General features: G+C 75.5%; 28 protein-coding genes. 27 read left to right on the forward strand and 1 reads right to left on the reverse strand.

The window, feature by feature from the left end:
* Positions 1 to 212: 212 nt before the first annotated feature.
* From D7I43_RS05310 to D7I43_RS34240, 17 genes are all read left to right on the forward strand, one after another.
* Positions 213 to 1664, forward strand: a complete 1452-nt coding sequence (locus D7I43_RS05310; protein ID WP_120327247.1) for an FtsW/RodA/SpoVE family cell cycle protein — start codon at positions 213 to 215, stop codon at positions 1662 to 1664.
* Entirely contained in the window at positions 1664 to 2770 is a 1107-nt protein-coding gene (gene murG / locus D7I43_RS05315; RefSeq protein ID WP_120327248.1) for an undecaprenyldiphospho-muramoylpentapeptide beta-N-acetylglucosaminyltransferase, read from the forward strand. The genes D7I43_RS05310 and murG overlap by 1 nt, the downstream gene beginning before the upstream one ends.
* Entirely contained in the window at positions 2767 to 4260 is a 1494-nt protein-coding gene (gene murC, locus D7I43_RS05320) for a UDP-N-acetylmuramate--L-alanine ligase (protein WP_120327249.1), read from the forward strand. The genes murG and murC overlap by 4 nt, the downstream gene beginning before the upstream one ends.
* Positions 4257 to 5075 (forward strand): cell division protein FtsQ/DivIB, encoded by an 819-nt coding sequence (locus D7I43_RS05325; protein WP_120327250.1) that lies wholly within the window; start codon positions 4257 to 4259, stop codon positions 5073 to 5075. Before murC ends, D7I43_RS05325 begins: the two co-directional genes overlap by 4 nt.
* A gap of 255 nt (positions 5076 to 5330) precedes the next feature.
* Positions 5331 to 6446 (forward strand): cell division protein FtsZ, encoded by a 1116-nt coding sequence (gene ftsZ / locus D7I43_RS05330; RefSeq protein ID WP_120327251.1) that lies wholly within the window; start codon positions 5331 to 5333, stop codon positions 6444 to 6446.
* Positions 6447 to 6455: 9 nt separating this feature from the next.
* A complete protein-coding gene (locus D7I43_RS05335) occupies positions 6456 to 7199 on the forward strand; it encodes a YggS family pyridoxal phosphate-dependent enzyme (RefSeq protein ID WP_120327252.1) in 744 nt (247 codons plus the stop codon).
* Positions 7200 to 7391: 192 nt separating this feature from the next.
* Positions 7392 to 8081, forward strand: coding sequence for a cell division protein SepF (locus D7I43_RS05340; protein ID WP_120327253.1), 690 nt, complete (start codon positions 7392 to 7394; stop codon positions 8079 to 8081).
* A gap of 28 nt (positions 8082 to 8109) precedes the next feature.
* The gene (locus tag D7I43_RS05345) at positions 8110 to 8415 is read left to right on the forward strand and encodes a YggT family protein (RefSeq protein WP_120327254.1); all 306 of its coding nucleotides are present in this window, start codon (positions 8110 to 8112) and stop codon (positions 8413 to 8415) included.
* Between the two features lie 41 nt (positions 8416 to 8456).
* Complete coding sequence (locus tag D7I43_RS05350; protein ID WP_120327255.1) at positions 8457 to 9257, forward strand: DivIVA domain-containing protein; 801 nt, start codon at positions 8457 to 8459, stop codon at positions 9255 to 9257.
* A gap of 76 nt (positions 9258 to 9333) precedes the next feature.
* Positions 9334 to 9972 (forward strand): hypothetical protein, encoded by a 639-nt coding sequence (locus tag D7I43_RS05355; protein WP_120327256.1) that lies wholly within the window; start codon positions 9334 to 9336, stop codon positions 9970 to 9972.
* Positions 9973 to 9983: 11 nt separating this feature from the next.
* Entirely contained in the window at positions 9984 to 10289 is a 306-nt protein-coding gene (locus D7I43_RS05360) for a DUF167 domain-containing protein (protein ID WP_120327257.1), read from the forward strand.
* A gap of 22 nt (positions 10290 to 10311) precedes the next feature.
* Complete coding sequence (locus D7I43_RS05365) at positions 10312 to 11811, forward strand: potassium/proton antiporter (protein ID WP_120327258.1); 1500 nt, start codon at positions 10312 to 10314, stop codon at positions 11809 to 11811.
* Between the two features lie 226 nt (positions 11812 to 12037).
* Positions 12038 to 12457 carry a TraR/DksA family transcriptional regulator gene (locus D7I43_RS05370; protein WP_120327259.1) on the forward strand — a complete coding sequence of 140 codons (420 nt, stop codon included), beginning with the start codon at positions 12038 to 12040 and terminating at the stop codon, positions 12455 to 12457.
* A gap of 63 nt (positions 12458 to 12520) precedes the next feature.
* Positions 12521 to 13135, forward strand: a complete 615-nt coding sequence (lspA, locus tag D7I43_RS05375; protein ID WP_120327260.1) for a signal peptidase II — start codon at positions 12521 to 12523, stop codon at positions 13133 to 13135.
* Positions 13132 to 14076, forward strand: coding sequence for an RluA family pseudouridine synthase (locus D7I43_RS05380; RefSeq protein ID WP_120327261.1), 945 nt, complete (start codon positions 13132 to 13134; stop codon positions 14074 to 14076). Before lspA ends, D7I43_RS05380 begins: the two co-directional genes overlap by 4 nt.
* Positions 14077 to 14199: 123 nt before the next feature.
* Entirely contained in the window at positions 14200 to 15654 is a 1455-nt protein-coding gene (locus tag D7I43_RS05385) for a MinD/ParA family ATP-binding protein (RefSeq protein WP_120327262.1), read from the forward strand.
* 56 nt (positions 15655 to 15710) lie between these two features.
* Positions 15711 to 16643 carry a DUF2567 domain-containing protein gene (locus D7I43_RS34240; RefSeq protein WP_120327263.1) on the forward strand — a complete coding sequence of 311 codons (933 nt, stop codon included), beginning with the start codon at positions 15711 to 15713 and terminating at the stop codon, positions 16641 to 16643.
* Here D7I43_RS34240 and D7I43_RS05395 read toward each other — a convergent pair.
* Positions 16558 to 17262 (reverse strand): LON peptidase substrate-binding domain-containing protein, encoded by a 705-nt coding sequence (locus D7I43_RS05395; RefSeq protein WP_120327264.1) that lies wholly within the window; start codon positions 17260 to 17262, stop codon positions 16558 to 16560. The two genes, D7I43_RS34240 and D7I43_RS05395, sit on opposite strands and share 86 nt — an antisense overlap.
* A gap of 107 nt (positions 17263 to 17369) precedes the next feature.
* Here D7I43_RS05395 and hisD point away from each other — a divergent pair, with 107 nt between their 5' ends.
* From hisD to D7I43_RS05440, 10 genes are all read left to right on the forward strand, one after another.
* A complete protein-coding gene (hisD, locus tag D7I43_RS05400; RefSeq protein ID WP_120327265.1) occupies positions 17370 to 18692 on the forward strand; it encodes a histidinol dehydrogenase in 1323 nt (440 codons plus the stop codon).
* Positions 18693 to 18723: 31 nt separating this feature from the next.
* A complete protein-coding gene (locus D7I43_RS05405) occupies positions 18724 to 19830 on the forward strand; it encodes a histidinol-phosphate transaminase (RefSeq protein ID WP_120327266.1) in 1107 nt (368 codons plus the stop codon).
* Positions 19827 to 20438: an imidazoleglycerol-phosphate dehydratase HisB gene (gene hisB, locus D7I43_RS05410; protein ID WP_120327267.1), complete on the forward strand. Its 612-nt coding sequence runs from the start codon at positions 19827 to 19829 to the stop codon at positions 20436 to 20438. The genes D7I43_RS05405 and hisB overlap by 4 nt, the downstream gene beginning before the upstream one ends.
* Positions 20438 to 20611 (forward strand): hypothetical protein, encoded by a 174-nt coding sequence (locus D7I43_RS32995; protein WP_192902071.1) that lies wholly within the window; start codon positions 20438 to 20440, stop codon positions 20609 to 20611. Before hisB ends, D7I43_RS32995 begins: the two co-directional genes overlap by 1 nt.
* Positions 20608 to 21234, forward strand: coding sequence for an imidazole glycerol phosphate synthase subunit HisH (gene hisH, locus D7I43_RS05415; RefSeq protein ID WP_120327268.1), 627 nt, complete (start codon positions 20608 to 20610; stop codon positions 21232 to 21234). Before D7I43_RS32995 ends, hisH begins: the two co-directional genes overlap by 4 nt.
* A gap of 151 nt (positions 21235 to 21385) precedes the next feature.
* Positions 21386 to 21709: a hypothetical protein gene (locus D7I43_RS05420; RefSeq protein ID WP_120327269.1), complete on the forward strand. Its 324-nt coding sequence runs from the start codon at positions 21386 to 21388 to the stop codon at positions 21707 to 21709.
* A 15-nt stretch (positions 21710 to 21724) separates the two neighbouring features.
* A complete protein-coding gene (gene priA / locus D7I43_RS05425) occupies positions 21725 to 22450 on the forward strand; it encodes a bifunctional 1-(5-phosphoribosyl)-5-((5-phosphoribosylamino)methylideneamino)imidazole-4-carboxamide isomerase/phosphoribosylanthranilate isomerase PriA (RefSeq protein WP_120327270.1) in 726 nt (241 codons plus the stop codon).
* A 134-nt stretch (positions 22451 to 22584) separates the two neighbouring features.
* On the forward strand, positions 22585 to 25326 hold the full coding sequence (locus tag D7I43_RS05430) for a helix-turn-helix transcriptional regulator (RefSeq protein WP_120327271.1): 2742 nt from the start codon (positions 22585 to 22587) through the stop codon (positions 25324 to 25326).
* Between the two features lie 93 nt (positions 25327 to 25419).
* Positions 25420 to 25698 (forward strand): hypothetical protein, encoded by a 279-nt coding sequence (locus D7I43_RS05435; RefSeq protein WP_120327272.1) that lies wholly within the window; start codon positions 25420 to 25422, stop codon positions 25696 to 25698.
* 95 nt (positions 25699 to 25793) lie between these two features.
* Positions 25794 to 26357, forward strand: a complete 564-nt coding sequence (locus D7I43_RS05440; protein ID WP_120327273.1) for a DUF3558 family protein — start codon at positions 25794 to 25796, stop codon at positions 26355 to 26357.
* Positions 26358 to 26359 lie beyond the last annotated feature (2 nt).

Consider the following 26359-nt stretch of genomic DNA (forward strand, 5'->3'; position numbering starts at 1 on the left):
CGGGGCGGGAAGTGCAAGATCGACGGGGTGTGGGGCGGCGACACGCCGAGGGGGCCGTTGCCGGGGCGGGCGGCCGGCGCAGCCGCCATGATGTCCGGGTGGGGGAGGGACGAGGAACCGACGGCACCATCCGGACCCGGCCCCGGCGGACGCCGGGCGGTGGTCGTACGCCCGAGGCGGGCACGCCGCCGCGCGCGCCGGACGATCCGGGCGTGCCAGGGACGCCGCTGCGCGGTCTGGACGCGGCCGGCGGGCTGGCGGCGCTGCGCGGCCTGCTGGACCGCCCGCTGGCCTCCTACTACCTGCTGCTGTCCAGCGCCGGCCTGCTGCTGCTGATCGGCCTCACCATGGTCTTCTCGGCGACCAGCGTGCGGGACTACGCCGAGGACGGCGACGCCACCGCGTCGGTGGTCAAGCAGGCGATCTTCGCGGTGATCGGCGTCATCGCGTTCTGGGCCTGCCAGCGGCTGCCCGCCCGCACCTACCGGGCCCTGGGCCGGCCGCTGATGCTCGTCGCCATCGCGCTGCTGCTCGTGCTCAACCTGCTGGTGGCGTGGGCCCGCGTGACCGGGGAGGAGTCGGCGCGGATCGGGCCGGTCGAGGCGCGGCTGCTGTGGCTGTTCATCGGCGGGATCCAGGTGCAGCCCTCCGAGCTGGCCAAGTTCGCGCTGGTGCTGTGGGGCGCCCACGTGATCGCCCGCAAGGGCGCGGCGCTCGGCTGGTGGCGCGAGCTGGCGACCCCGCTGTTCCCCGTGGTCGGCCTGCTGTTCGTGCTGGTCGGCTACAACGACCTCGGCACCATGATCTGCATGCTGGCGCTCGTGGTGGGGCTGCTCTGGGCGGCCGGCGTGCGGATGCGGGTGTTCGGCGCGCTCTCGGTCGCCGGGCTGGCCGGCATCGGCCTGCTCATCGCGGTCGCCTCGATCGGCGCCGGCTCCGGCGAGAAGGACGCGGAGAACTACCGGCTCGCCCGGCTCACGAACTTCCTGAACCCGTCGCCGCCCGACCAGTGCGGTGATCCCTGCTGGCAGCTCTACCAGGGGCGGTTGGCCATCGAGCACGGCGGCTGGTTCGGGGTGGGGCTCGGCAAGAGCAGCCTCAAGTGGAACTGGCTGCCCGAGGCGCACAACGACTTCATCTTCGCGATCATCGCCGAGGAGCTGGGGGTGGTCGGCTGCGCCGTGGTGCTCACGCTGTTCGCCGTGCTCGCGTACAGCGGGCTGCGGATCGCCCGCCGGGTCGAGGACCCGTTCCGCCGGCTCGCGGCCGCCGCCGTGACCACCTGGCTCGTCAGCCAGGCTGTGATCAACATCGGTGGCGTCGTCGGCCTGCTGCCGATCACCGGCCTGCCGCTGCCGTTCATCTCCGACGGCGGAAGCGCCCTGGTCGTCACGCTCGCGGCGGTCGGCATGCTGGCCTCCTTCGCGCGGGCCGAACCCGATGCGGCCAGAGCGTTGCATGCCCGTCCGCCGGCCCGGTGGGTCCGACTACTCTGGGCCCCGTTGCCGCCGCTTCCCGGGCGGCGCCGCCGCGCGGCGGCGCCCGCGGGCGCCCAGGGCCCCGTGCCCCGGGCGCGGGAGCGGCGGGAGGACGGCCAGGCCGCACCCCGCGGCGCCCGGCAGACCCGGGCGCGGGGCGGGACGGCGAGCGAGAGGAGACGCTGATGGGTCCGCTGCGTTCGGTGGTGCTCGCGGGAGGTGGCACCGGGGGACACATCTACCCGTTGCTCGCCTTCGCCGACTGCCTGCGCCGACACGACCCCGGCGTCCGGATCACCTGTCTCGGCACACCCCGCGGTCTGGAGAACGAGCTGATCCCGCCGCAGGGCTACGACCTGCGGCAGATCCCCGCCTACCAGCTGCCCCGCTCGATCAACATGAACCTGATCCGCACGCCGGGCCGGATGTGGACGGCGGCCCGCGCCGCCGGCAAGGTGATCGACGAGGTGCGGGCCGACGTGGTGGTCGGCTTCGGGGGGTACGTCTCGGTGCCGGCCTACCTCGCCGCGTGGCGGCGGGAGCTGCCCATCGTGATCCACGAGGTGAACGTGCCGCCGGGCGTGGCGAACCGGCTCGGGATGAAGTTCACCAAGCACGTGGCGGTGGGCTTCCCGCACCAGCCGACGCAGGCCGAGGCGCTGCGCGACGCCCGGGTGGTGGGCGTGCCGCTGCGGCGCGGCATCGCCGGGCTCGACCGGGCCGCGATGCGCGACGCCGCCCGCGCCCGCTTCGGGCTCCGCCCCGACCTGCCGGTGCTCTTCGTGGCCGGCGGCTCGCAGGGCGCCCGCTCCATCAACCTCGCCGTGGCCGGCGCGGCCAAGGAGCTGGCCCGCAACGGCGTGCAGGTGCTGCACGTGATGGGCGCCCGCAACGAGCCCGTGCCGGTCCCCACCGACCTGCCCGTGCCGTACGTGACCCTGCCGTACCTGTCCGAGATGGAGCTGGGCTACGCCGCCGCAGACCTCATGGTCGGCCGGGGCGGCGCGATGACCTGCGCCGAGGTGGCCGCCATCGGGCTGCCCACCATCTACGTGCCGTACCCGCACAGCAACCAGGAGCAGAAGCGCAACGCGCTGCCCGTCGTGGAGGCCGGTGGCGGGCTGCTCGTCGACGACTCCGAGCTGACCCCGGCCTGGGTCGAACAGACCGTCATCCCGCTCATCCGCGACCCGCACCGGCTGGCCGCCATGGGGGCGGCCGCGGCCGCGTACGGGCGGCGCGACGGCGACGTGGCGCTGCTGAACTTCGTCTACGAGGCGGTGGCCCGATGACCGCGCAGTTCACCCCGGCCGGCACCCTCACCGCCGAGGACCTCGGCACCATCCACCTCATCGGGGTGGGCGGCGTCGGCATGAGCGGGCTCGCCCGCCTCTTCCTCACGCGGGGCCTGCCGGTCTCCGGCAGCGAGCTGCGCGAGTGGCCGTCGCTGGCCGGGCTGCGCGCGCTCGGCGGCACGATCCACATGAGCCACGAGGCAACCAACCTCGACGGCGTGGACACCGTGGTCTACTCGTCGGCCATTCCGCAGGACCACCTGGAGATGGTCGAGGCGCGCCGCCGTGGCCTGCGGGTGCTGCACCGCTCCGAGGCACTCGCCGCGGCGATGACCGGCCGCCGGACGGTGGCGGTCGCGGGCACCCACGGCAAGACCACGACCACCTCGATGGTGACCATGGTGCTCCAGCAGGCCGGCACCGACCCGTCGTTCGTGATCGGCGGTGAGATCTCCGAGGTCGGCTCGGGCGCCCACCACGGCACCGGCGAGTACTTCGTGGTGGAGGCCGACGAGAGCGACCGCTCGTTCCTGATCTACCGCCCCTACGTCTCGATCATCACGAACATCGAGGCGGACCACCTCAACACCTACGGCGACCTGGCCAACCTGGAGGCCACCTTCGCCGAGTTCGCCCGCCTCACCGACCCGGACGGGTTCATCATCACCTGCGCCGACGACGCGGGTGGGCGGCGGCTGGCCGAGACGCTGCGGGCCGAGGGCCGCCGCGTCCACACGTACGGCGAGTCCGCCGACGCCGACCTGCGGCTGACCGAGATCACCTCGTCGGCGCAGGGCGTGCGGTACCTCGCCGCCATCGACGGGCGGTCGCTGGGCGAGTTCCGCCTCCCGGTGCCGGGGCGGCACATGGGGCTCAACAGCGCCTCGGCGGTGCTCGCCGCGTACCTGCTGGACCTGCCGCTGGAGGCGGCGGAGGCCGCGCTGGCCGCGTTCCCCGGCGTACGCCGGCGCTTCGAGCGCAAGGGCGTCGCCGACGACGTGCTGGTGTACGACGAGTACGCCTACCACCCGACCTCGATGACGCTCGCGCTGCGGACGCTGCGCGAGGTGGCCGGCGACGGCCGGCTCATCGTGGTGTTCCAGCCCTACCGGCTCTACCGCACGCGGGACCTGCAGGCGGAGATCGCGGAGGCGCTGGCGATCGCCGACGAGCTGGTGCTGCTGGAGGTCTTCGGCCCGGGCGAGCTCCGCCAGCCCGGCGAGGGCTCGGCGGCGCTCGTCGAGGCCGTGCCGCTGCCCGCCGACCGGAAGGTCTTCGTCGACTCCTGGGACGCGGCGCCCGTGGAGGTGGCCCGGCGGGCGCGGCCTGGCGACGTGGTGGTGACGATGGGCGCTCCGCCGATCTCGCTGATGGGTGACCAACTGCTCGACGCCCTGCTGGCCCGGGCGGAGGGCGCCACCGGTGCCGGCGTCCCGGCCGGTGGTGGCGCCGTGACCCCGGACGGCACGGCACCCGCGGCCGGATGAGCCCGGGCCCCGCGCGCGGACGGACCACCGGCGCCGAGGCGGCCGGTCGGCGCGGGCCGGGCGCCCGCCGCTGGCAGCTGGTCCGGGCGGGCAGCGACGCGGTGCCCGCCTCCACCCGGCGGTTCATGCGCCGGGCCCGTCAGCGCCGGATGCGGGCCGCGCTGCCCTGGGCGGTCGCGGCCGGGATCCTCGCTCTCGCGGGGCTGGTCGCCTGGGTCGTCCTGGGCACCGGGCTGTTCGGGGTGCGCGAGGTGCGGGTGGAGGGCGCCGAGCTGGTGACGCCGGTGGAGGTGCGCGACGCCGCCGGGGTGCCGGACGGGATCCCGCTGGCCAAGGTGGACCTGGCCGACACGGCCCGGCGGATCGGCCGGCTGGCGCCGGTGGAGCGGGCCACGGTGACGCGCGACTGGCCGGACGCGCTGGTGGTCCGGGTGGTGGAGCGTACGCCGGTGGCCGTCGTGCCGCGGGGCGAGCAGTTCGTCGTGATCGACGCGAGCGGCACCGTCTTCCGCACCCTGGACCAGCGACCGGACGACCTTCCGCTGGTGCGGGTGGACCGGCCCGGCCCGGACGACCCGGGCACCCGCGCCGCCGTGGCGGTGCTCGACGCCCTCACCCCGGAGCTGCGTTCCGCCCTGCTCGACGTGAGCGTGGAGAGTCTGGCCCTGGTCAAGCTGCGGCTGCGTGGTGACCGGACGGTCGTCTGGGGCGACTCGTCGCGGGGCGAGGACAAGGCCCGGGTGGCGACGGCGCTGCTCGGGGAGCGGGCCAGGACGATCGACGTGAGCGCCCCGGACGTCGTGACGTTCCGGTGACGGGGCGCTGTCGCCGGCCCGCGCGACGTGAGCCGTCCCGCTCCGGGCGGCGACACGCCGGGTAGGTCCTTGGCTCATGGGGCGGCGGCGCTTACGTTGCCCCGAAGAGGATCAGTGGTTGACATAACTGTAAGCCTCTAGTAGAGGGTGAGGGTTCGTCCCTCGTCCTCGCGGACACAGTCCACGTCGACCGCTGACCTGGCCAAGCCGTGTGGGGCCGGCCCATGCCAATCTCGAGGGGGAAAGGACCTTCAGATGACACCTCCGCACAACTACCTGGCGGTCATCAAGGTCGTCGGCATCGGTGGCGGCGGCGTGAACGCCGTCAACCGCATGATCGAGGTTGGGCTCAAGGGCGTCGAGTTCATCGCGATCAACACCGATGCGCAGGCGCTGCTGATGAGCGACGCCGACGTCAAGCTCGACGTCGGCCGGGAGCTGACCCGCGGGCTCGGCGCCGGCGCCAACCCGGACGTCGGCAAGAACGCCGCCGAGGACCACCGCGACGAGATCGAGGAGGTGCTCAAGGGCGCCGACATGGTCTTCGTGACCTGCGGCGAGGGCGGCGGCACCGGCACCGGCGGCGCGCCCGTGGTGGCCAACATCGCCCGCAAGCTCGGCGCGCTGACCATCGGTGTGGTGACCCGGCCGTTCTCGTTCGAGGGCAAGCGCCGCCAGGTGCAGGCGGAGGCCGGGATCGACGAGCTGCGCAACCAGTGCGACACGCTGATCGTCATCCCCAACGACCGGCTGCTGGCGCTCGGCGACCGCAACATCAGCATGATGGACGCGTTCCGCACCGCCGACCAGGTGCTCCTCTCCGGTGTCCAGGGCATCACCGACCTGATCACCACGCCCGGTCTGATCAACCTGGACTTCGCCGACGTGAAGAGCGTCATGAGCGGGGCGGGCAGCGCGCTCATGGGCATCGGCAGCGCGCGGGGCGAGAACCGCGCCGTGGAGGCGGCCGAGGCGGCCATCTCCAGCCCGCTGCTGGAGCAGAGCATGGACGGCGCGCGCGGCGTGCTGCTCTCCATCGCCGGCGGATCGGACCTCGGCCTGTTCGAGATCAACGACGCGGCCCAGCTGGTCACCGACGCGGCCCACCCGGACGCGAACATCATCTTCGGCGCGGTCATCGACGACGCACTCGGCGACGAGGTGCGGGTCACGGTGATCGCGGCGGGCTTCGACGGCGGGGCGCCCGCGTACAAGGCGGCCGAGCCGGCGCGCAAGACCAACCAGAACCAGCCGACGCCGCAGAACCCGCCGGTCACCCCGCCGGCGACGATGCCGCCGCCGCAGCAGTCGCCCCGGCGCGTGCTCTTCGACGACGTCGACGTGCCCGACTTCCTCAAGAACGGGTCCTGAGCGCCGCCGATGACCGACAGCTCGACCACGGTACGGCCGGACCGCCGTGCCGAACTCGCGGCGGGCCTGGCCCGGGTCCGCGCCCGGATCGCGGACGCCTGCGCCGCGGCCGGGCGGGACCGCGCCGAGGTCACCATGATCGCGGTCACGAAGACGTACCCGGCCTCCGACGTGGTGGCGCTCGCCGACCTCGGTGTGACCGACGTGGGGGAGAACCGCGATCAGGAGGCGGCCGGGAAGGCCGCGGAGGTGGCGGCGGCCGGGGTGACGCCGCGCTGGCACTTCATCGGGCGCCTCCAGCGCAACAAGGCCCGTTCCGTGGTGCGCTACGCCGACGCCGTGCACTCGGTGGACAGCGTCCGTCTGGCGCGGGCCCTGGACGCCGCGGCGGCCGGCCGGGACCGGCCGCTCACGGCGCTGGTGCAGGTGAGCATCGACGGCGACCCGGCGCGGGGCGGTGCGTTGCCCGACTCGTCCGATCCGGACGTGGGGCTGGACCCGGTGGCCGAGGCGGTCGCGGCGGCGCCCGCGCTGCGGCTGGCGGGCCTCATGGCGGTGGCGCCGCTGGGCTGGGAACCGGAGCGGGCCTTCGCCCGGCTGGCCGAGGTGGCCGCGCGGGTCCGCGCCGCCCATCCCGACGCGACGGCGCTCTCCGCGGGAATGAGCGGTGATCTGGAGATCGCGATCAGATACGGCGCGACACATGTCCGCGTCGGTAGCGCGTTGCTCGGAATGCGCCCCACGCTGCGGTAGCCTGACCGCGGAAGAAGCGAATCACATCGGTGTTGTTTCAGGAACGGCATCCCGGCGTCGGGGGTCGTGGCGCGCGACGCGAATCGCGTGCCGGGTGGATTGCCGTTCCGGTCCGGTGGGCAGAAAGAGTCCACTCGCGACAGGCGACACTTCACGGGGGCGCGTGCCGCACGGCGGATGGAAGGGCGCGGGATGGGTGCACTGCGCAAGGCGGGGGTCTGGCTCGGTCTGGTCGAAGAGGACGACGAGCGGGCCTACGAGGACGGTGGCTACGACAAGGGTGGCTACCGGGACTCGCGGTACCGGCAGAGCCGGTACGCCGAGGAGTTCGCCGACGACGAGGACGACGCCGAGGAGGCGCCGGCGCCGCGGCCCCGGCTGGGGGAGCGCGGCCGGCTCGGTGAGCGTACGAGCAGCCGCGCCGCCGACACGGAGCGGGCCGAGCCGGAGCGGTCGGAGCGCGCGGAGCGCTCCAGCGTCCGGTCGATCACCCGCTCGACCGGTGAGCCGTCGGGCGCGCTGACCTACCACACGCGCGACAACCTCGCCCTCGCGCCGCAGGCGCCGCCGCGGGAGCGTACGGTCGCCGCCGACGAGGAGCAGCGCTACCAGATCACGACGCTGCACCCGACCACGTACCGCGAGGCGCGGACCATCGGTGAGCACTTCCGGGACGGCGTGCCGGTGATCATCAACCTCACGGAGATGGACGAGGCGGACGCCCGTCGTCTTGTCGACTTCGCCGCCGGGCTGGCGTTCGGGCTGCGGGGTACGATCGAGCGCGTGACCAATCGGGTGTTCCTGCTCTCACCGGCCAACGTCCAGGTCACCGCGGAGGACAAGGCCAAGATCGCTGAGGGCGGCTTTTTCAGTCTGAGTTGACCCGCCCGACCGAGGGACGTCGCCTGTCGTGTTGTCGATCGTGCTCCAGGTGGTCTACCTGGTCCTCTACGTGTTCCTGCTCGCCCTGCTGGCCCGATTTGTCCTCAGCGCGGTCCTGGCCTACGGTCGGCGCTGGCAACCGGGGCGGGGCGCCTCGGCCGGACTCGAAGTCGTGTGGAGCGTCACTGATCCGCCCCTGCGCGCGTTGAGGCGTGTGATCCCACCACTGCGAATTGGTACCGTGAGCGTCGACCTGGCCTCGCTTGTGCTCCTGGTTATCCTGTTCGTGCTGATGGAGTTCGTGTTTAGGCGCCTGATCCTGGCCTTTGCCTGACCAGCGCGCTTTCGCGGCCGCAACTGACCCGAGGAGTTTCGATGCCGCTGACCCCGGCCGACGTCCACAACGTCGCCTTCAAAAAGCCGCCGATCGGCAAGCGGGGGTATGACGAGGAGGAGGTCGACGCCTTCCTGGACGAGGTCGAGCGCGAGCTCGCCCGTCTCATCGAGGAGAACAACGAGCTGCGCGCCCAGGTGGAGCGCGGCGGCCGTGGCGGTGCCCCCGCCGGCCCCGGCGGTGACGCCCGCCTCGCGGCGGAGCTCAACGACCTCAAGGCCCAGCTCGACCGGGTCCAGCGCGACAAGGCCGCGGCCGAGCAGGCCGCCCGCGCGATGCAGGCCGAGCTGGAGCAGGTCCGCGCCGCCGGTGGCGCCGCCGTCGCCGGTGACGGCGAGCAGCAGGCGCTGCGGGTGCTGATGATGGCCCAGCGCACCGCCGACGACCACGTGTCCGACGCCCGGCGGGAGGCCGACCAGCTGCTCGCCGAGGCCCGCTCCAAGGCCGAGGAGGTCACCCGCGAGGCGCGGGCGAAGGCCGACGCGCTGGAGCGGGACGCCCGGCAGCGGCACCAGGAGGCCATGGGCGGTCTCGACGCCAAGCGCACCGCGCTGCAGAAGCACATCGAGGAGCTCAAGCAGTTCGAGCGGGAGTACCGCACCCGGCTCAAGGCGTACCTGGAGAGCCAGCTGCGTGACCTCGACGGCCGCGGCCAGGGCCTGGAGGCCGAGATGAGCCGGTCCGAGGCCGGCCGGGTCGCCGGTGGCAACGGTCTGGCCACCGCCGGTCTCGCCGGCTCCTACGGTGGCGGTCGCTCCGGCGCCCTCGAGTCCGGTCGCTGATCTCCGGTCGGCGGCCGTCGCTCGACAGACGGTCGCCGACCGCCCCCTGGACGGTCCGACGCGGCGGGGGTGAGCCGTGCTAGTCGCCAGTCTCCTGCTCATCCTCGTCGCCGTGGTGCTGCTGGTGCTCGGCCTGGCCGGCGGCTCCAGCCTCATGTTGGTCATCTCCATCGCGGCCAGTCTGCTGGCCGCCGTCGCGTTGGTGGTGGGCGCCCGCCAGGCGGCCGCCGGCCGGGCGACGGCGGGCACCGGCCGGCCCGGGCAGCGGAAGCCGGACGACGTCCCCATGGCCGACCCGGCCGGGGCCGCGTACGGTCCGCCGCTGGCCGAGCCCGACATCCCGGTCCAGCACGTTCCACCGACCGTCGGCACCGGTGGCGGGTGGCGGCAACCGCCCGCCCCGTCGGCCGCCGACGAGTCGGGTCCGCCCGCCGGCGACGGGTCGGCCCCGTCGACGGGAGGGGCCGCGGAGGCGTACGACGACGAGCCCGGCGCGCAGTCGGTGACGCCCGCGGAGGCGCTGCGGGTGGCCGACCTGCCGGACGAGGTCCGGGTGGTGGACGGTCGTCCCCGCTACCACCTGGCCAGCTGCCCCCACCTCGTGGGGCGGGAGCACGAACCACTGCCGGTGGCCGAGGCGGTCGAGTTGGGCTTCACTCCCTGCGCGCGGTGCGCGCCGGCCACGGCCCTGCTCACCGACGCGCGCCCGGATTGAGCGGGGTCGCGGTGTCCACGGACGACACACTCACGGTGGCGGTCCGGGTGAAGCCGGGCTCCGCCCGGGCCCGGGTCGGTGGCCGCTTCGACGGCCCGCACGGGCCGGCGCTGGTCGTCGCCGTGAACGCGCCGGCCGTCGACGGGCGGGCCACCGAGGCCGCCCGGCGGGCGCTCGCGGGCGCGCTCGGCGTCCGGCCGGCCGCGGTCTCCCTGCGGTCCGGCGCCGCCAGCCGCGACAAGCTCTTCCTCATCGAGCGGCCCGGTCCCGAGGTGTCCGCGGCGCTGCGCCGGCTGCGCGACGGATCCGGCGAGTGAGGACTGCCCGGGCCAGGCATCCATGACGCCCGGGCTGGATCTCGCGCTGCTGGTCGGCGCGGCCGTGCTGCTGGTGGCCGTCGGCGCCGTCCGGCTCTCGACCCGGCTCGGCGTGCCCAGCCTCCTCGTCTACCTGGCCCTCGGCGTGGCGATCGGCGAGGCCGGGCTGGGAATCGACTTCGACGACGCCGACCTCACCCGCACGCTGGGCTTCTGCGCGCTCATCGTGATCATCGCCGAGGGCGGGCTCACGGCGCGGTGGAGCACGCTGCGTCCGGTGCTCGGGCTCTCGGCCGCGCTCGCCACCGTCGGCGTGGTGGTGAGCATCGTCGTGGTCGGCGTCGCCGTCCACCTCCTGCTCGGCCTGGACTGGCGGCTGGCCCTCCTGTACGGCGCGGTGCTCTCGTCGACCGACGCGGCGGCGGTGTTCGCCACGCTCCGCCGGCTGCGCCTGCCGCCCCGGCTCGTGGCCACCCTGGAGGCCGAGTCCGGCATGAACGACGCCCCCGTGGTGCTGCTCGTCGTGCTGCTCTCCCGGCACGGCGCCGGGCACCCGTGGTGGTACGAGGTGCTGCTGGTCGGCTACGAACTGACGCTCGGCGCCGCGGTCGGCGCCGTCGCCGGCGTCGCGGGCCGCTGGGCGCTGCGCCGGGCGGCGCTGCCGTCGGCGGGGCTGTACCCGATCGCGGTCGTCGGCTTCACCGTGCTGGCGTACGCCGCCGGGGCCGTGCTGCACGCCTCGGGCTTCCTCGCGGTCTACGTCGCCGGGGTGCTGCTCGGCAACGCGCGGCTGCCGCACCGGCGCGCGATCCTCGGTTTCGCCGACGGGCTGGCCTGGCTGGCCCAGATCGGCCTGTTCGTGCTGCTCGGGCTGCTGGCCTCGCCCGGCCGGCTGGACGCGGCGGTCGTCCCGGCGGTGGTGACCGGGTTGGCGCTCGTGCTCGCGGCGCGTCCCCTGTCGGTGGCGGTCTCCGCGCTGCCGTTCGCGGTCGGCCCGCGGGAACAGGCGTTCCTCTCGTGGGCCGGGCTGCGCGGCGCGGTGCCGATCGTGCTGGCCACCATCCCGCTGTCCGAGCGGGTGCCCGGCGCCGACCGGCTCTTCGACGCGGTGTTCGTACTGGTGGTGATCTTCACGCTGGTCCAGACGACGACGCTCGCGCCGGTGGCCCGGCGGCTCGGCGTGACCGCGCCGGCCGAGGCCGCGGAGGTGCACGTCGAGACGGCGCCGTTGGAGCGGATGCGGGCGGACCTGCTCCAGCTCGAGGTGCCGGCCGGGTCCCGGCTGGCCGGGGTGCACGTCGACGAGCTGCGGCTGCCGCAGGGGGCGGTGGTCACGCTGGTCCTGCGCGACGGGGTCGGGTTCGTGCCGGGCCCGGACACCCGGCTGAAGACCGGCGACAACCTGCTCATCGTGGCCACCGGTGGCGCCCGCGACGAGGCGGAGCGGCGGTTGCGGGCGGTCAGCCGGCGGGGCCGCCTGGCCCGGTGGTTTGGCGAGTACGGCGATGATCGGGACGGTTGATCTGCTAGCGTTCCTTTTGCCCCAGTTAGGTGGGGCTTGGGGCTGAATAGCGGTGCGTCGGTGCGGCACGTTGTCGGACGCCTGTACGTTCCGTATTCTTGCCAACCTCCGGAGTGCGCGGCGGTCGTCGCCGCGCGCCCCTTTTCGTACCTGGGGGACGCCCGTGTTCGGCTCCCCCTGTCCAGGTGCCGCGGACCGCCGCGGCTTTCCGGCCGAGGGAGCGACGATGGCGAAGCCAGCCGACACCAGGACCGCCGGCCGCAAGGCGGTGGCGAAGCCGACCCGCAGCGCGGCCGAGACCGAGAAGATCCGTGCGGCGCTGGCGGCGCGGCGGGACGAACTCCGCGCCGAGTACGATCAGACGCTGAGCGAGATCACCGAGCTTCAGCGCGACCGTCTGACCGACTCGGCCGGGGACGACCAGGCCGACACGGGCACCAAGACGTTCGAGCGGGAGCAGGAGATCTCCCTCGCCAACAGCATCCTGGAGCGGATCACGCAGGTCGAGCGGGCGTTGGAGCGCCTCGACGAGGGCAACTACGGCTGGTGCGAGCGGTGCGGCAACCCGATCCCGGTGGAGCGGCTCGCCGCCTTCCCGTCGGCCACCCTCTGCGTGACCTGCAAGCAGCTGGAGGAGCGGCGCTGAGGTCCGCTCCCCGGCGGCGAGGAAGACGGTGAGCGATCACCGCCGAGTGTCGATGGGGAGCAGATGAGCGCAGCACCGCCCGCCGGATCCGGCAGCGCTGAGCCGGCCGTCCGCCGAGCGCGACCGAGGGCCGTCGCGATCCTGGCCGGCACCGCGCTGGTCGCCCTCCTGATCGATCTGGTCACCAAGCACCTTGCCCTCGCGGCCCTCACCGACCGCGAGCCGGTGCGGCTGCTCGGCGGCCTCATCTACCTGAACCTGGTCCGCAACAGCGGGGCCGCGTGGAGCATCGGCTCCGACCACACCTGGGTCTTCCCGCTGGTCACCACGGCGGTGATCGGGTGGATCGTCTGGATGACGCTGCGGCTGCGCTCGATCCCCTGGGCGATCTCGCTCGGCCTCGTGCTCGGCGGGGCGCTCGGCAACCTGATGGACCGCATCTTCCGGGCCCCCGGCCACTTCGTCGGTCACGTGGTCGACATGATCAGCGTCTTCGGCCCGTTCGGCGAGTACTTCCCGGTGTTCAACCTCGCCGACAGCTCGCTGGTCTGCGGCGTGGTGCTCGCCGTCGTGCTGGAACTCACCGGCCGCCAGCGCGACGGGTCGCGGCTGGGCCGCGACGGCCGCCCGGTCGACGACCCCGCGACCGTGCCCGTCGAGCAGCGGGAGCGGACGTGACCTCGGCGTTCGCGACGGGCGGGGACCACCGGTCCCTGCCGGTGCCCGACGGCCTCGACGGCATGCGGCTCGACCAGGCGGTGTCCCGCCTCTTCGGTCTCTCCCGCACCGCCGCCGCGGCCCTGGTCGACGCCGGGGACGCGCTGGTCGACGGCGCCGTACGCCCCAACTCCCACCGGGTCAAGGCCGGGTCGTGGCTCGAGGTGACCCTGCCGGCGCCCGCCGCCCCGCCGACCGTGGTCCCGCAGGCGGTGCCCGGATTGCGCGTCATCTACGCCGACGACGACATCGTGGTGGTGGACAAGCCGGTGGGGGTGGCGGCCCACCCCAGCCCCGGCTGGACCGGCCCGACCGTCATCGGCGCGCTGGCCGCCATCGGCCACCGCATCTCCACGAGCGGGGCCGCGGAGCGGCAGGGCGTGGTGCACCGGCTCGACGTGGGCACCACCGGCGTCATGGTGGTGGCGAAGAGCGAGCAGGCGTACACGGCGTTGAAGCGGGCGTTCAAGTACCGCGAGGTGGAGAAGCGTTACCACGCCGTGGTGCAGGGCCACCTGGACCCGCTGCGGGGGACCATCGACGCCCCCATCGACCGGCATCCCACCCACGACTACCGGTGGGCGGTGGTCTCCGGCGGCAAGCCGAGCGTCACCCACTACGACACGCTCGAGGCGTTCCCGGCCGCGAGCCTGCTCGACGTCCGCCTCGAGACGGGGCGGACCCATCAGATCCGGGTGCACTTCTCCACGTTGCGTCACCCGTGCGTGGGCGATCTCACCTACGGCGCGGACCCGACCCTGGCCGCCCGGCTCGGGCTGGACCGGCAGTGGCTGCACGCCCGCGAGCTGAGCTTCCTGCACCCCCGGACCGGTGACGAGGTCCGCTTCGTCAGCGATTATCCGGACGACCTGGAACGCGCCCTGCGGATCCTGCGCGACTGAACCGGCCGCCGGCCCGCCGGTGGCGCTCCGGGTCGGGGAGGTGTGCGCGGGGTGGTGTGGTCCGAATAGGGTTTCCTCCGTAGCCTGTCAGGCGGACATCGATCGCGCTGGGGAGGGCGAGCCGTGGAGGGCAGCGAGACCGGCTGGGGCCGGCCGGCCGAACCGGCGCCGCGGTGGCGGGCGCTGCTCGACCGTGCCCGCCACGCCGGCCGGGGCGCCGAGCAGCCCGAGACGGACCGGCGCGTCGAGGAGCCGCTGCCACCGGCCCGTCCGCTGTCCCCGCCGGGGCCGCTCCCGCCCGAGCCGCTGCCGCGCCGCGCGGCGCCCAACGGGTACGCGGGCCGGGCCGCGGCCGTGCACCCGCCCGGCGAGCCGCCGTACGGGCCCGATCCCGGATACCGGGCGGAGGCCACCTACCGGGTCGACCCGGCGTACCGGACCGACCCCGGCTATCCGGGTGAGCCGGCGTACCGCGTGCCGGAGCAGCGGCGGCCCGAGCCGCCGGAGCCGCCCGCCTCGCGGTACGCGCTGCTCGACAACGGCTACCGGCACGAGCCGCCTCCGGTGGAGTCCCGCTACGCGCTGCTGGACAACGGCTACCGACCCGAGGCCGGCTACGCGGCGCCGCCCGTGGCCGCCGGCCCACCGATGGCCCCACCACCGGTCGCGCCGCCGCCGGTCGCGCCACCACCACCGGTCGCGCCGCCACCGGTCGCCCCGGACCGGGGCTACCCGGCCCGCGTCGAGTGGCGTCCGCCGCCGCCGGACCCGGAACTGGAGCGGGCCGCCTCCGTGCTGCGCCGCGAACTCGGCGGCCCGCGCGTGTTCGCCTTCGCCAACCCCAAGGGCGGGGTGCACAAGACCACGGCGACGGTGCTCGCCGCGGCGACCGTCGGCAGCATCCGCGGGCGGGGCGTGGTCGCGTGGGACGACAACGAGCTGCGCGGCACGCTGGGGCTGCGCGCCGGCAGCGCCCGGCACGCCCGGACGATCCGTCACCTGATCACCGACCTCGCCCAGATCGAGATCCTCGAGGGCGGCCGGCTGCTCGAACGCCTCGACGACTACCTGCGGCACGCCTCCGACGGGTCGTACGACGTGCTGGCCGGCGAGGAGAGCCCCCGCTTCGCCCACCGGCTCGACCAGTTCACCGTCCGCCGGGTGCTGGAGCTGCTGCGGCGTACCCACGAGGTGATCTGCGTGGACACCGGCAACAACGTGGAGAGCGCGAACTGGCGCACCGTGATGCAGGCCGCCGACCAGCTGGTCGTCACCACCGTCCCGCGCGAGGACGCCGCGTTCAGCGCGGACTGGATGCTCGACCTGCTGCACGAGGTGGGCATGGGTGAGCTGGCGGAGAACGCGGTCACCCTGATCTCGTGCCCCACCCCCGGCCGGTCGGCGTTGCAGGACGACCTGGAGCGGCACTTCGCGAGCCGTACCCGGGCCGTGGCCGTGGTGCCGTACGACCCGGCGCTGGAGACCGGGTCCTCGATCGAGTACCACCAGCTCCAGCCGGAGACACGGCAGGCCTGGTTGCGTGCCGCCGCCGTCATGCTGGAGCCGTTCGCCCGGTGAGGGGGTGTGCCGCCTCCGGCGCTCCCGTTCCTCCGTCGGCCTGAGAGGATCATCCGGTGAGCCCGGACACCCCCGACCCCGCCCGGCCCGTCCGCTCCGGCGAGGCCGACCGCACCGCCCCGCCGGCACACGCCACCGGACCGGCGTCGCCCGCCGCTGGCGCCGGCCCCGCCCGGACCAGCGGGTCGGCCGGCCCCGGCCCCGCCCAGGACCCCGGCCCCCACGCCGGCGACGCCAGCCTCGCCCCGACCGCCGGTGACGCCCCGGGCTCCGGTCCCGTGGCCGGCGACGGCCCGCCGGCCGCGCACCCGGCACCCGGCCCCGTTCACCCCCTGGTCGACGGCGCCGACCGGCGGCGGGCCTGGAGAGGCGCCGTGGGCGCCGGTGCGGCGCTGGCCGCGCTCGGCGTGCCGCTCGGGCTGCTCTGGGCGGCCGTCGCACCGGACACCCCGGTCGTGAAGGCGGCCGCCGGCGCCGTCTACGCCGAGCCGCAACCGGAGCAGCCGATCGCGGCGGACGGCTGGTTCAGCCTGCTGGGACTCGGCTTCGGTGTGCTGGCCGCGCTCGCCGTCTGGTTCCTGCTGCGCCGGCGGCGTGGCCCGGTCGGGCTGGGCACCGCTGTGCTCGGGGCGTTCGCGGCGGCCGTGGTGGCCTGGCAGGTGGGCCGCCGGGTCGGGCTGGGGACGTTCGACCGGCTGCTCGCCACCGCCCCGGAGGGGCAGGCCTTCACGAAGCCGGCCGACCTGCGCGCGGGCGGGATCGACTGGCTCCTCGGCGTGGTGCCGGTGCCGCACGGCAACCTGCTGCTGCCGGCGTTCGGCGCCGCCGTGACGTACACCCTGCTGGCGGGCTGGTCCCGCTGGCCGTCGCTGCGCCCCGAGCCGGTGCCCGACGCGCCCGGTCTCAGTTGGGCGTCGGTGGCGACGCCAGCTCCGCCAGCGGCACCGGAACCGCCCGCACCTGGCGCAGGAGAGCCGCCTCGCGGTTGAGCAGCCGCAGCTCGGCCCGGAGCCGGGCCGCCGTGTCGTCGATGGCGAGCAGCCGCTGCCGGTCGTCGACCGTGAGCGCCGCCGTGGCGGCGACCAGGTGCGACAGCACGGTCGGATCCTCGGGCAGCTGTTCGGTGATGTCCTGCGGGTCGGGCCGGATCAGCCCGAGGTACTGCCGGAACACGGAGATCACCCGGGCGGCGAGCAGCTCGGCGGTCTCGTCCGTGCCGCCCGGCTCGGGCAGCCACTCGACCTCCGCCGTGAGGTAGGGGGCCGAGCGCCGGTCCACCTCCGCGATGCGGAACCGGCGCCGGCCGACCGTGACGATGTCGAAGCCGCCGTCGGCCAGTTCGGTGACCTGGCGCAGCTCCGCGGTGCAGCCCACCTCGTGCAGGGTCACGTCCCCGCCGCCGGGCAGCGGCCGGCCGCCGGGCCCGGTGGGCGCCACCTCCCAGCCCGCCTGGATGGCCACCACGCCGAACTCGCGCGGGGCGTCCTCGGGCAACGCCACCAGGTGCCGGACCAGGGCGCGGTAGCGCTCCTCGAAGATGTGCAGCGGCAGCACCAGACCGGGGAAGAGCACCGTTCCGAGCGGGAACACCGGCAACCGCGCAGTCACGCCGTCGAGCCTAGTCCGCTCCGCCGACCGTGGCGTGTCCCGGCTCACCGTCCCGCCGTGCGGGCGGCGCGGGCCGGCCCGCCGGCCGGCCGCCTAGACTCGCAAGGGTGTTGAACCGGATCGACCTGCGCGGTGGCGTCCGTGACCCGCGCCGCCTGCTGCCCCGTGCCCAGCTCGACGTGTCGGTGGCCGTCGAGCGGATCCGCCCCCTCGTGGAGGCGGTGCGGGAGCATGGCTACCCGGCGATCCGGGAGGCGAGCGAGCGGTTCGACGGCGTGTCCCCCGAGGTGCTGCGCGTGCCGGCCGAGGCGATCGCCGCGGCGGAGGGCACCCTCGATCCGGAGGTCCGCGCGGCGCTGTCGGAGTCGATCCGCCGGGCCCGGCGGGTGCACGCCGACCAGCGGCGCAGCGACCACACCACTCAGGTGGTGCCGGGCGGCACCGTCACCGAGCGCTGGGTGCCGGTCGACCGGGTCGGTCTCTACGTCCCCGGCGGCCTGGCGATGTACCCGTCGACCGTGGTGATGAACGTCGTGCCGGCCCAGGCGGCCGGCGTCCGCTCGCTCGTGGTGGTCAGCCCGCCGCAGAAGGACAACGGCGGCCTGCCCGACCCGCGGGTGCTCGCCGCGTGCGCGCTGCTCGGCGTGGACGAGGTCTACGCCGTGGGCGGCGCCCAGGCGGTGGCCATGCTCGCGTACGGCGCCGCCGTGGACGCCGAGGGCACGGACCACTGCGACCCCGTCGACATGATCACCGGACCGGGCAACATCTGGGTCACGGCCGCCAAGCGGCTGCTGCGCGGCGTCGTCGGCATCGACGCCGAGGCCGGCCCGACCGAGATCGCCATCCTGGCCGACGACACCGCCGACCCGGCGCACGTCGCGGCCGACCTGATCAGCCAGGCCGAGCACGACCCGCTCGCGGCGAGCGTGCTGGTCACCCCCTCGGTGGCGCTGGTCGAGGCGGTCGAGCGGGAACTGGCCCGGCAGGTGCCCGCCACGAAGCACGCCGAGCGGGTCACCACCGCCCTGACCGGCGAGCAGAGCGGCGTGGTGCTGGTGGACGACCTGGAGGCGGGGCTGCGGGTCGTCGACGCGTACGCCGCCGAGCACCTGGAGATCCAGACCCGGGACGCCCGCGAGTGGGCGCTGCGGGTCCGCAACGCGGGCGCGGTCTTCGTGGGCGCCTGGTCGCCGGTGTCGCTCGGCGACTACTGCGCCGGCTCCAACCACGTGCTCCCCACCGGTGGCTGCGCCCGGCACTCCTCCGGGCTGTCGGTGCAGACCTTCCTGCGCGGCATCCACCTGGTGGAGTACACGCAGGACGCGCTGCGCGAGGTGGCGCCCCACGTGGTGACCCTCGCCGGGGTGGAGGACCTGCCCGCGCACGGCCAGGCGGTCCGCGCGCGCTTCCCGGGGGCGTCGTCGTGACCGGACGCGCACGCCGGCCGGAGGTGGCGGCATGACCACCCTCGACGACCTGCCGATCCGCGACGACCTGCGCGGCCGGACGCCGTACGGCGCCCCGCAGCTGGACGTGCCGGTGCGGCTCAACACCAACGAGAACTCCTACCCGGTGCCGGAGCCGGTGGTCGAGGCGATCGGCAAGGCCCTCGCCGCCGAGCTGCGTGACCTCAACCGCTACCCGGACCGGGACGCCGTGGCGCTCCGCGCCGACCTGGCCGGCTACCTCGGCCACGGGCTCACCGTGGACCAGGTGTGGGCGGCCAACGGCTCCAACGAGGTCCAGCAGCAGCTGCTCCAGGCGTTCGGCGGCCCGGGGCGCAGCGCGCTCGGGTTCGTCCCGGCGTACTCGATGCATCCGCTGCTGGCGCTCGGCACCGGCACCCGGTGGGTGCCCGGCCGGCGCGGCGCCGACTTCGGGCTGACGGCCGAGGAGGCGGTGGCCCAGGTCCGCGAGCACCGGCCCGACGTGGTGTTCCTCTGCTCGCCGAACAACCCCACGGGCACCGCGCTGGACCCGGCCGTGGTCACGGCCGTGCTCGACGTGGCGCCGGGGATGGTCGTGGTCGACGAGGCGTACGCCGAGTTCGCCCGGACCGGCACGGTGAGCGCCCTCGCGGTGCTGCCCGGCCACCCCCGGCTCGTGGTGACCCGCACGATGAGCAAGGCGTTCGGGTTCGCCGGCGGGCGGCTGGGCTACCTCGCCGCCGACCCGGCGGTGGTGCAGGCCGTGCAGCTCGTCCGGTTGCCGTACCACCTGTCGGCGCTCACCCAGGCGGCCGCCCGCGCGGCGCTGGCGCACCGGGACGCCCTGCTCGGCACCGTCGCGGCCATCAAGGAGCAGCGCGACCGGATCGTCGCCGAGCTGCGCGCTCGCGGGCTGCGCGTCGCCGACAGCGACGCCAACTTCGTGCTCTTCGAGGTCGGCGGCGACCAGTCCGCGGCCTGGCGCACCCTGCTCGACGCCGGTGTGCTGGTCCGCGACGTCGGCCTGCCCGGCTGGCTGCGCGTCACCGCCGGCACCCCCGCCGAGACCGACGCCTTCCTCACCGCCATGGACAAGCTGACGGGCACGCAAGCCCCGCGATCGAGAGGCGAGCAATGAGCCGCACCGCACGGGTCGAGCGGACCACCAAGGAGACCAAGGTCCTCGTCGAGATCGACCTCGACGGCACCGGCGCCGCCGACATCAGCACCGGCGTCGGCTTCTACGACCACATGCTGCACCAGATCGCCCGCCACGGCGGCTTCGACCTGACCGTGCAGACCGTCGGCGACCTGGAGATCGACGCCCACCACACGATGGAGGACACGGCGCTCGCCCTGGGCGCCGCGTTCGACCGCGCGCTGGGGGAGAAGGCCGGCATCCGGCGGTACGGCTCGGCCACCGTGCCGATGGACGAGGTGCTGGTCCGGGCCGCGGTGGACCTCTCCGGCCGGCCGTACGTGCTGCACGACGAGCCGCCGCTCGCGCCGTACATCGGGCCGGTCTACCCGACCAGCATGACCCGGCACATCTGGGAGTCCTTCGGCCAGGCGGCCCGGATCACCCTGCACGTGGACGTGCTGCGGGCGGCCCGCCCCGGGGGTCACCCCGACGCCCACCACGTCGTGGAGGCGCAGTTCAAGGCGGTCGCCCGGGCGCTGCGCGAGGCCACGGCCATCGACCCGCGGGCCGCGGGCGCCGTGCCCAGCACGAAGGGAGCGCTGTGATGGGTGCGGTGCTGCCGGTCCTGCTGCTGGTGCTCGCCGGCGTGCTCGTGGGCGGTGTGCTGTCCCTGCACCGGCAGGGTGCGCCGCGCGGCGCGGTGCTGGTCACCGCCCTGCTGGCGGTCCTCGCCACCGTCGGCGGGGTGCTCTGGCTGATCCCGGAGGCGGGGTCATGAGCCGCCCCGACGTGGTGGTGCTCGACTACGGGTCGGGCAACCTGCGGTCCGCCGAGCGGGCCCTCGCCGCCGCCGGCGCCGACGTGCGGGTCACCGACGACCTGAGGGCCGCCGCCTCGGCGGACGGCCTCGTGGTGCCCGGCGTCGGCGCGTTCGCCGCGTGCATGGCCGGGATCGAGGCCCTCGGGGCGGGCCCCGTGATCGCCGACCGGGTGGCCGCCGGCCGCCCCGTGCTCGGCATCTGCGTGGGCATGCAGGTGCTCTTCGCGCACGGAGAGGAGCACGGCGTCGTCACCAAGGGGCTGGGTCTGCTGCCGGGAGGCGTCACCCGTCTCCCCGCGACGCGGCTGCCCCACATGGGATGGAACACGGTCCAGGCGCCGTCCTCGTCGGTCCTCTTCGCCGGCCTGCCCGACACGAGCCGGTTCTACTTCGTCCACTCGTACGCGGTCACCGACCCGGAGGCGCTGGCCGCCGCCGGCGCCACGGTCACCACCGCCCACCACGGCGCGGACTTCGTGGCCGCCGTCGAGCGGGGCCCGCTCTCGGCCGCCCAGTTCCACCCCGAGAAGTCGGCCGACACCGGCGCCCGGTTGCTGCGCAACTGGCTGGCCGCACTGTGACCGCGGCGGGGACGCCGGTCGCCCCCGGGGCGGGCGGCCGGAGGGCGTGGGCCACCGGGCGCGGTGGGCGGGACCGGTCGGCGACGGCGGCACGGACCGCCCGGCGTGCCGGCGCCGGCCGCGAGGCGGCCGCCGGCCGCGAGGCGGCCGCGTGAGCAAGGAACGGGCCCGCCGCCGGGCGGCGCGCGAGGCCGAGCTGGCCCGGGAACGTGCCGCGCGCCGCCGCCGGGTGGCCCGCCGGGAACGCCGCCGCCTGCTGGTACGCCGTCTCACGCCCCGCTGGCGCCGGCGCGGCACCGGCCGGCTGGCCCGGCACACGCGTACCGAACGGGCCGCCATCGTGCTGCTCACCGTGGCGGCACTGATCCTGATCTGGTCGCTGGTGGACGACCTGGCGCTGCGGATCGCGCTGGTCGTGCTCCTGCTGCTCGTACTGCCGGCGATCGTGGTGATCGCCCTGGACCGCCGCACCTGACGCGAGGAGAAGACGTTGAGCCTCACCCTGTTACCCGCCGTGGACGTCGCCGACGGACGGGCCGTCCGGCTCGTGCAGGGCGCCGCCGGCAGCGAGACCAGCTACGGCGACCCGCTGGAGGCGGCGCTGACCTGGCAGCGGGACGGCGCGGAGTGGATCCACCTCGTCGACCTCGACGCCGCGTTCGGTCGCGGCACCAACGCGCACCTGCTCGCCGAGGTGGTGCGGCAGCTCGACGTCAACGTCGAGCTCTCCGGCGGCATCCGGGACGACGAGTCCCTGCTCGCCGCGCTCGGCACGGGGGCGGCCCGCGTGAACATCGGCACCGCCGCGCTGGAGGACCCGGTGTGGTGCGACCGGATCGTCGGCGAGTACGGCGACCGGGTCGCCATCGGGCTGGACGTGCGCGGCCGTACCCTGGCCGCCCGCGGCTGGACCCGGGAGGGCGGTGACCTGTTCGAGGTGCTGGAGCGGCTCGACAAGGCGGGCGCCGCCCGGTACGTGGTCACCGACATCACGAAGGACGGCACCATGCGCGGGCCGAACCTGGACCTGCTGCGCGAGGTGTGCGCCCGTACCGAGGCGCCGGTCATCGCCTCCGGCGGGGTGTCCACCCTGGACGACCTGCGGGCGCTGGCCGCGCTGGAGCCGCTCGGGGTGGAGGGCGTGATCGCCGGCAAGGCGCTCTACGCGGGCGCGTTCACCGTCGCCGAGGCGCTCGAGACCCTCGCCCGGGCCTGACGCCGTCCGAACGGAAGCCGACACGACCCACCCGCGGGCGGAGGTGGCGCGCCGAGCGCGGCTGACCGTACGGCGCGCGCCGACCCGCCGTACGGTTCTCGACCGGCGCGGCCGGTGCTTGCGAGACTGACCCCGTGGGCGTGGCGGTCGTCGGTCGGGACACGCTGGTGGACCGGGCGCGGTGCTGCCTGGACGAGGGCCGTCCGGTGCTCCTGGAGGGGCCGGCCGGCATCGGCAAGACGGCCGTGCACCGGACGCTGCTGGACGCCGCCGCCCGGGACGGCTGGCTGGTGCTGGCCTGCGCCCCCACGGAGATCGAGCAGTCGCTGCCGTTCGCGGCGCTCGCCGACGTGCTCGCGCCGCTGGCCGACCGGGCGGCGCAGCTCTCGCCGCCGCAGCGCGCGGCGCTGGGCGGGGTGCTGCTCACCGGCGAGGTGACCGGGCCGGTCGACGAACGGGCCGTCGGGGCGGCGACCCGCGCGGTGCTGGAGGCGGCCGTCGCCGACACGCCCCGGGTGCTGGTGGCCGTGGACGACGCACCGTGGCTGGACCCGCCCAGCGAGCGGGCGCTGCGGTTCGCGCTGCGTCGCGTGGTGCCGCGGGTCGCCGTGCTGGTGACGGCCCGGTCCGACCGGCCGCGCGAGACGCCGCTCGGCCTCGACCAGGGCGCCACGGGCGCGCTGCTGGAGCGGGTGCCGCTCGGCCCGCTCGGCGTGGGGGCGCTGCACCACGTGCTGCGGGCGGAGACCGGCGCGACGCTGCCCCGCCCGTTGCTGGTCCGCATCGCCGAGGACTCCGGCGGCAACCCGCTGCTCGCCATCGAGCTGGCCCGGGCGGTGCTGCGGCTCCCGCAGCTTCCGGCGCCCGGAGCCGACCTGCCGGCCGCCCCGTCGCTGCGGCACCTGGTCGCCGAGCGGCTGGCCGCCCTGCCGCCGGCGACCCGCCAGGCCATCCGGCTCGCCGCGCTCTCCGGCGGACCGACCCTGTCCGGGCTGGCCCGTGCCGGTGTCGCTCCGGAGGATCTCGACGCCGCGGAGGAGGCCGGTCTGGTGGCGGTCACCGGCGAGGAGGTGACGTTCGCGCACCCGGTGTACGCGGCCGCGGTCCGCGGCGACGTGCCGCCCGGGGTGCGCCGCCGGCTGCACCGGCTCCTCGCCGACACCGCGCGCGACCCGGACGAGCGGGCCCGGCAGCTGGCCCGCTGCGTGGACGCGCCGGACGCCGCGGCGGCCGCCGAGATCGCCGCGGCGGCGGCCCGGCAGCGGGCCCTCGGCGCCCCCGAGATCGCGGCCGGGCTGTACGAGACGGCGGCGCGTCTCGCACCACCCGAGGCCGCCGGGGAGTACGCGCGGTGGCGGCTGGCCGCCGCGCAGTGCCGGTACGACAGCGGCGACTACCCGGCCGCGCGGGCCGCCGCCGAGCGGGTGGCCGAGCAGCTGACCGGTCCGGCGCGCGTCGAGGCGCTGCTGCTACGGGCCGTCGTCGGCTGGAGTGCCGACGAGGCGGCGGAGACGATCGTGGCGACTGCCGAACGCGCGCTGGCCGCCGCGCCGGCCGGGTCGGCGCTGGCCGGGCGGATCCACGCCCACCTGAGCATGTTCCGGGACGCGCCGGACCCGGGCCGGTGGCACGCCGAGCGGGCGGTCGTGCTGCTCGCGGGGAGCCCGGAGGACGGGCCGGTGCTCGCCGGGGCGCTGCTTCTCCTGCTCTACCACGAGGTCCGGGCCGGGCTGCCGGTTCGGGCCGAGCTGCTGGAGCGGGCGCTCGCCCTGGAGGGTGAGGAGCCGTCGTGGCTGGCCGGCACCGTTCCGGCGATCCTGTGGAAGTCGTTCGACGAGCACGGCCGGGCGCGCGAGCGGCTGCACCGCATGCTCGACCGGGCGGTCGTCCGCGGCGACGAGCCGTTCCAGCACGAGCTGCTGTGCCATCTCGGGGAGACCGAGCTGCTCGCGGGACGCTGGGCGGACGCCGCCGCGCACCTGGCCGCCGCCCGCGAGCTGGGTGAGCAGTACGGGGCCGACTCGGCCGGCGTGGACTGGCTGGAGGGGCTGCTGTTCGCGCACCGGGGGCGGCTGGCGGAGGCGACCCGGATCGCCGAGGACGGCCTGCGCCGGGCGGCCGAACTGGACGACGCGTGGCGGCTGCGCATCCACACCCAGCTCGCCGGCTACGCGGCGCTGATGGCCGGTCGGATGCCGGAGGCGGCGCGCCACTACGGCGTGCTGGCGGCGGCCATGGACGAGCTGGGGCTGGTCGAGCCGATCGCCCAGCGCACCGAACCGGACTGGCTGGAGGCCTGCGTCGGGGCCGGTGACCTGACCACGGCCGAGGCCGTGCTGGAGCGGCTGGCGGCGCGGCACCGGCGGTTGCCGCGGCCGTGGACGACGTTGGCCCTGGCCCGCAGCCGGGTGCTGCTCGCCGGCGCCCTCGGCCGGGACCCGTCCGAGGCCCTGGCCGAGCTGGACGCCGCTCGGGCCGCGGTGCCGGCCGACGTGCTTCCCCTGGACCGGGCCCGGTGCCTGCTCGTGGCCGGTCTGGCGTACCGGCGGGTGCGGCGGCGACGCGAGGCGCGGGACGCGCTGACCGCCGCGGCCGGCGAGTTCGAGGCGCTCGGGGCGGCGGCGTTGGCCGCCCGGGCCCGCGCCGAGGCGGAGCGCACGGGCGGGCGTGCGGCGCCCCGCCAGCTCACCGGCACGGAGCTGGAGGTGGCGCGTCTCGCCGCGGCGGGCCGGACCAACCGGGTCATCGCCGACACCCTCTTCATCAGCCCGAAGACGGTCGAGGCCAACCTGGCCCGGGTCTACCGGAAGCTCGGTGTGACCAGCCGCGCGGAGCTGGGCGCCGCGATGGCCCGCGGCGCGGGAGCCGACGGGTAGCGGCCGGCACGCGCGGGGCCGGTCCGGCGGCGGCCGTCGAAGGATAGGGAAACACCCGATTACCGGACGGCCCGGCGGCCCTAGCGTCGACGCATGTCCACTCGACTCTTCGTCCTCGAACGCTACGACCGCGTTCCGGGGGAGTGCGCGGACAGCCCGGTGGGCGGGCTCACCACGAGCACCACCCGCCTGCGCGGCGCCCTGCGGATCCCGGCGGACGACGTGGTCCTCGCGCTGGTGGAGGGGCCCGACGCGGAGACGGTGGCCGCGGTGGCCGCCGCCGCCGGCTGGCGGGTCGACCGGCTGGGACCGGCCGAGTGGATCGCGGCGCCGGACGCGCCGGCGGTGACGGGACCGGGAGGCGGACCGTGACCGGACACCGGGACGCCGGACACCGCCGCCCCGTCCGCGTGCCGACCGCCCCTTCCCACCGGCCCACCCACGACCGACCGCTCTCGGAGGTCCCCATGAGACACGTCCGCCGTCACCCGCGCCGGGCCGCGCTGCTGCTCGCCGGCCTGCTCCCGCTGCTGGCCGGCCCGGTGGCCGGCTGCGGGTCCGGGCAGGACGACCCGCCGCCGGCCGCCGTCGAGGCGCCCGCCGAGGAGGCGCCGGCCGACGACGCTCCGGCCACCGAGGAGGCTCCGCCCACCTCGGCGGCGCCCGCCGCCGTGGACCCCTGCGCGCTGGTGACGAAGGACGAGGCCGAGAAGCTCGCCGGCACCCGGTTGCAGGACGCCGTGCCGGCGCCCGAGGCGTGCACCTACACCGCGCCGCCCACGGGGCCGACCGGCCAGGTGGAGGTCTTCGTGGGCGACGGCGCGAAGAAGTTCCTCGACATCGAGCGCGACCTCGGCCACGAGCTGCGCCCGCTGGCCGGTCTCGGCGAGGAGGCGTACGCGACGCACGAGGCCGTCTTCATCCTCCGGTCCGGCCGGTGGGCGTCGGTACGCCTGGTGCGGCTCAACGACCCGGCGGAGAACCGGAAGCCCCTGGAGCAGATCGCCCGTGCGGTGGCCGGACGCATGTGACC

Origin of the sequence: Micromonospora globbae (genome assembly GCF_003610785.1) — a bacterium.
GTDB lineage: Bacteria > Actinomycetota > Actinomycetes > Mycobacteriales > Micromonosporaceae > Micromonospora > Micromonospora globbae.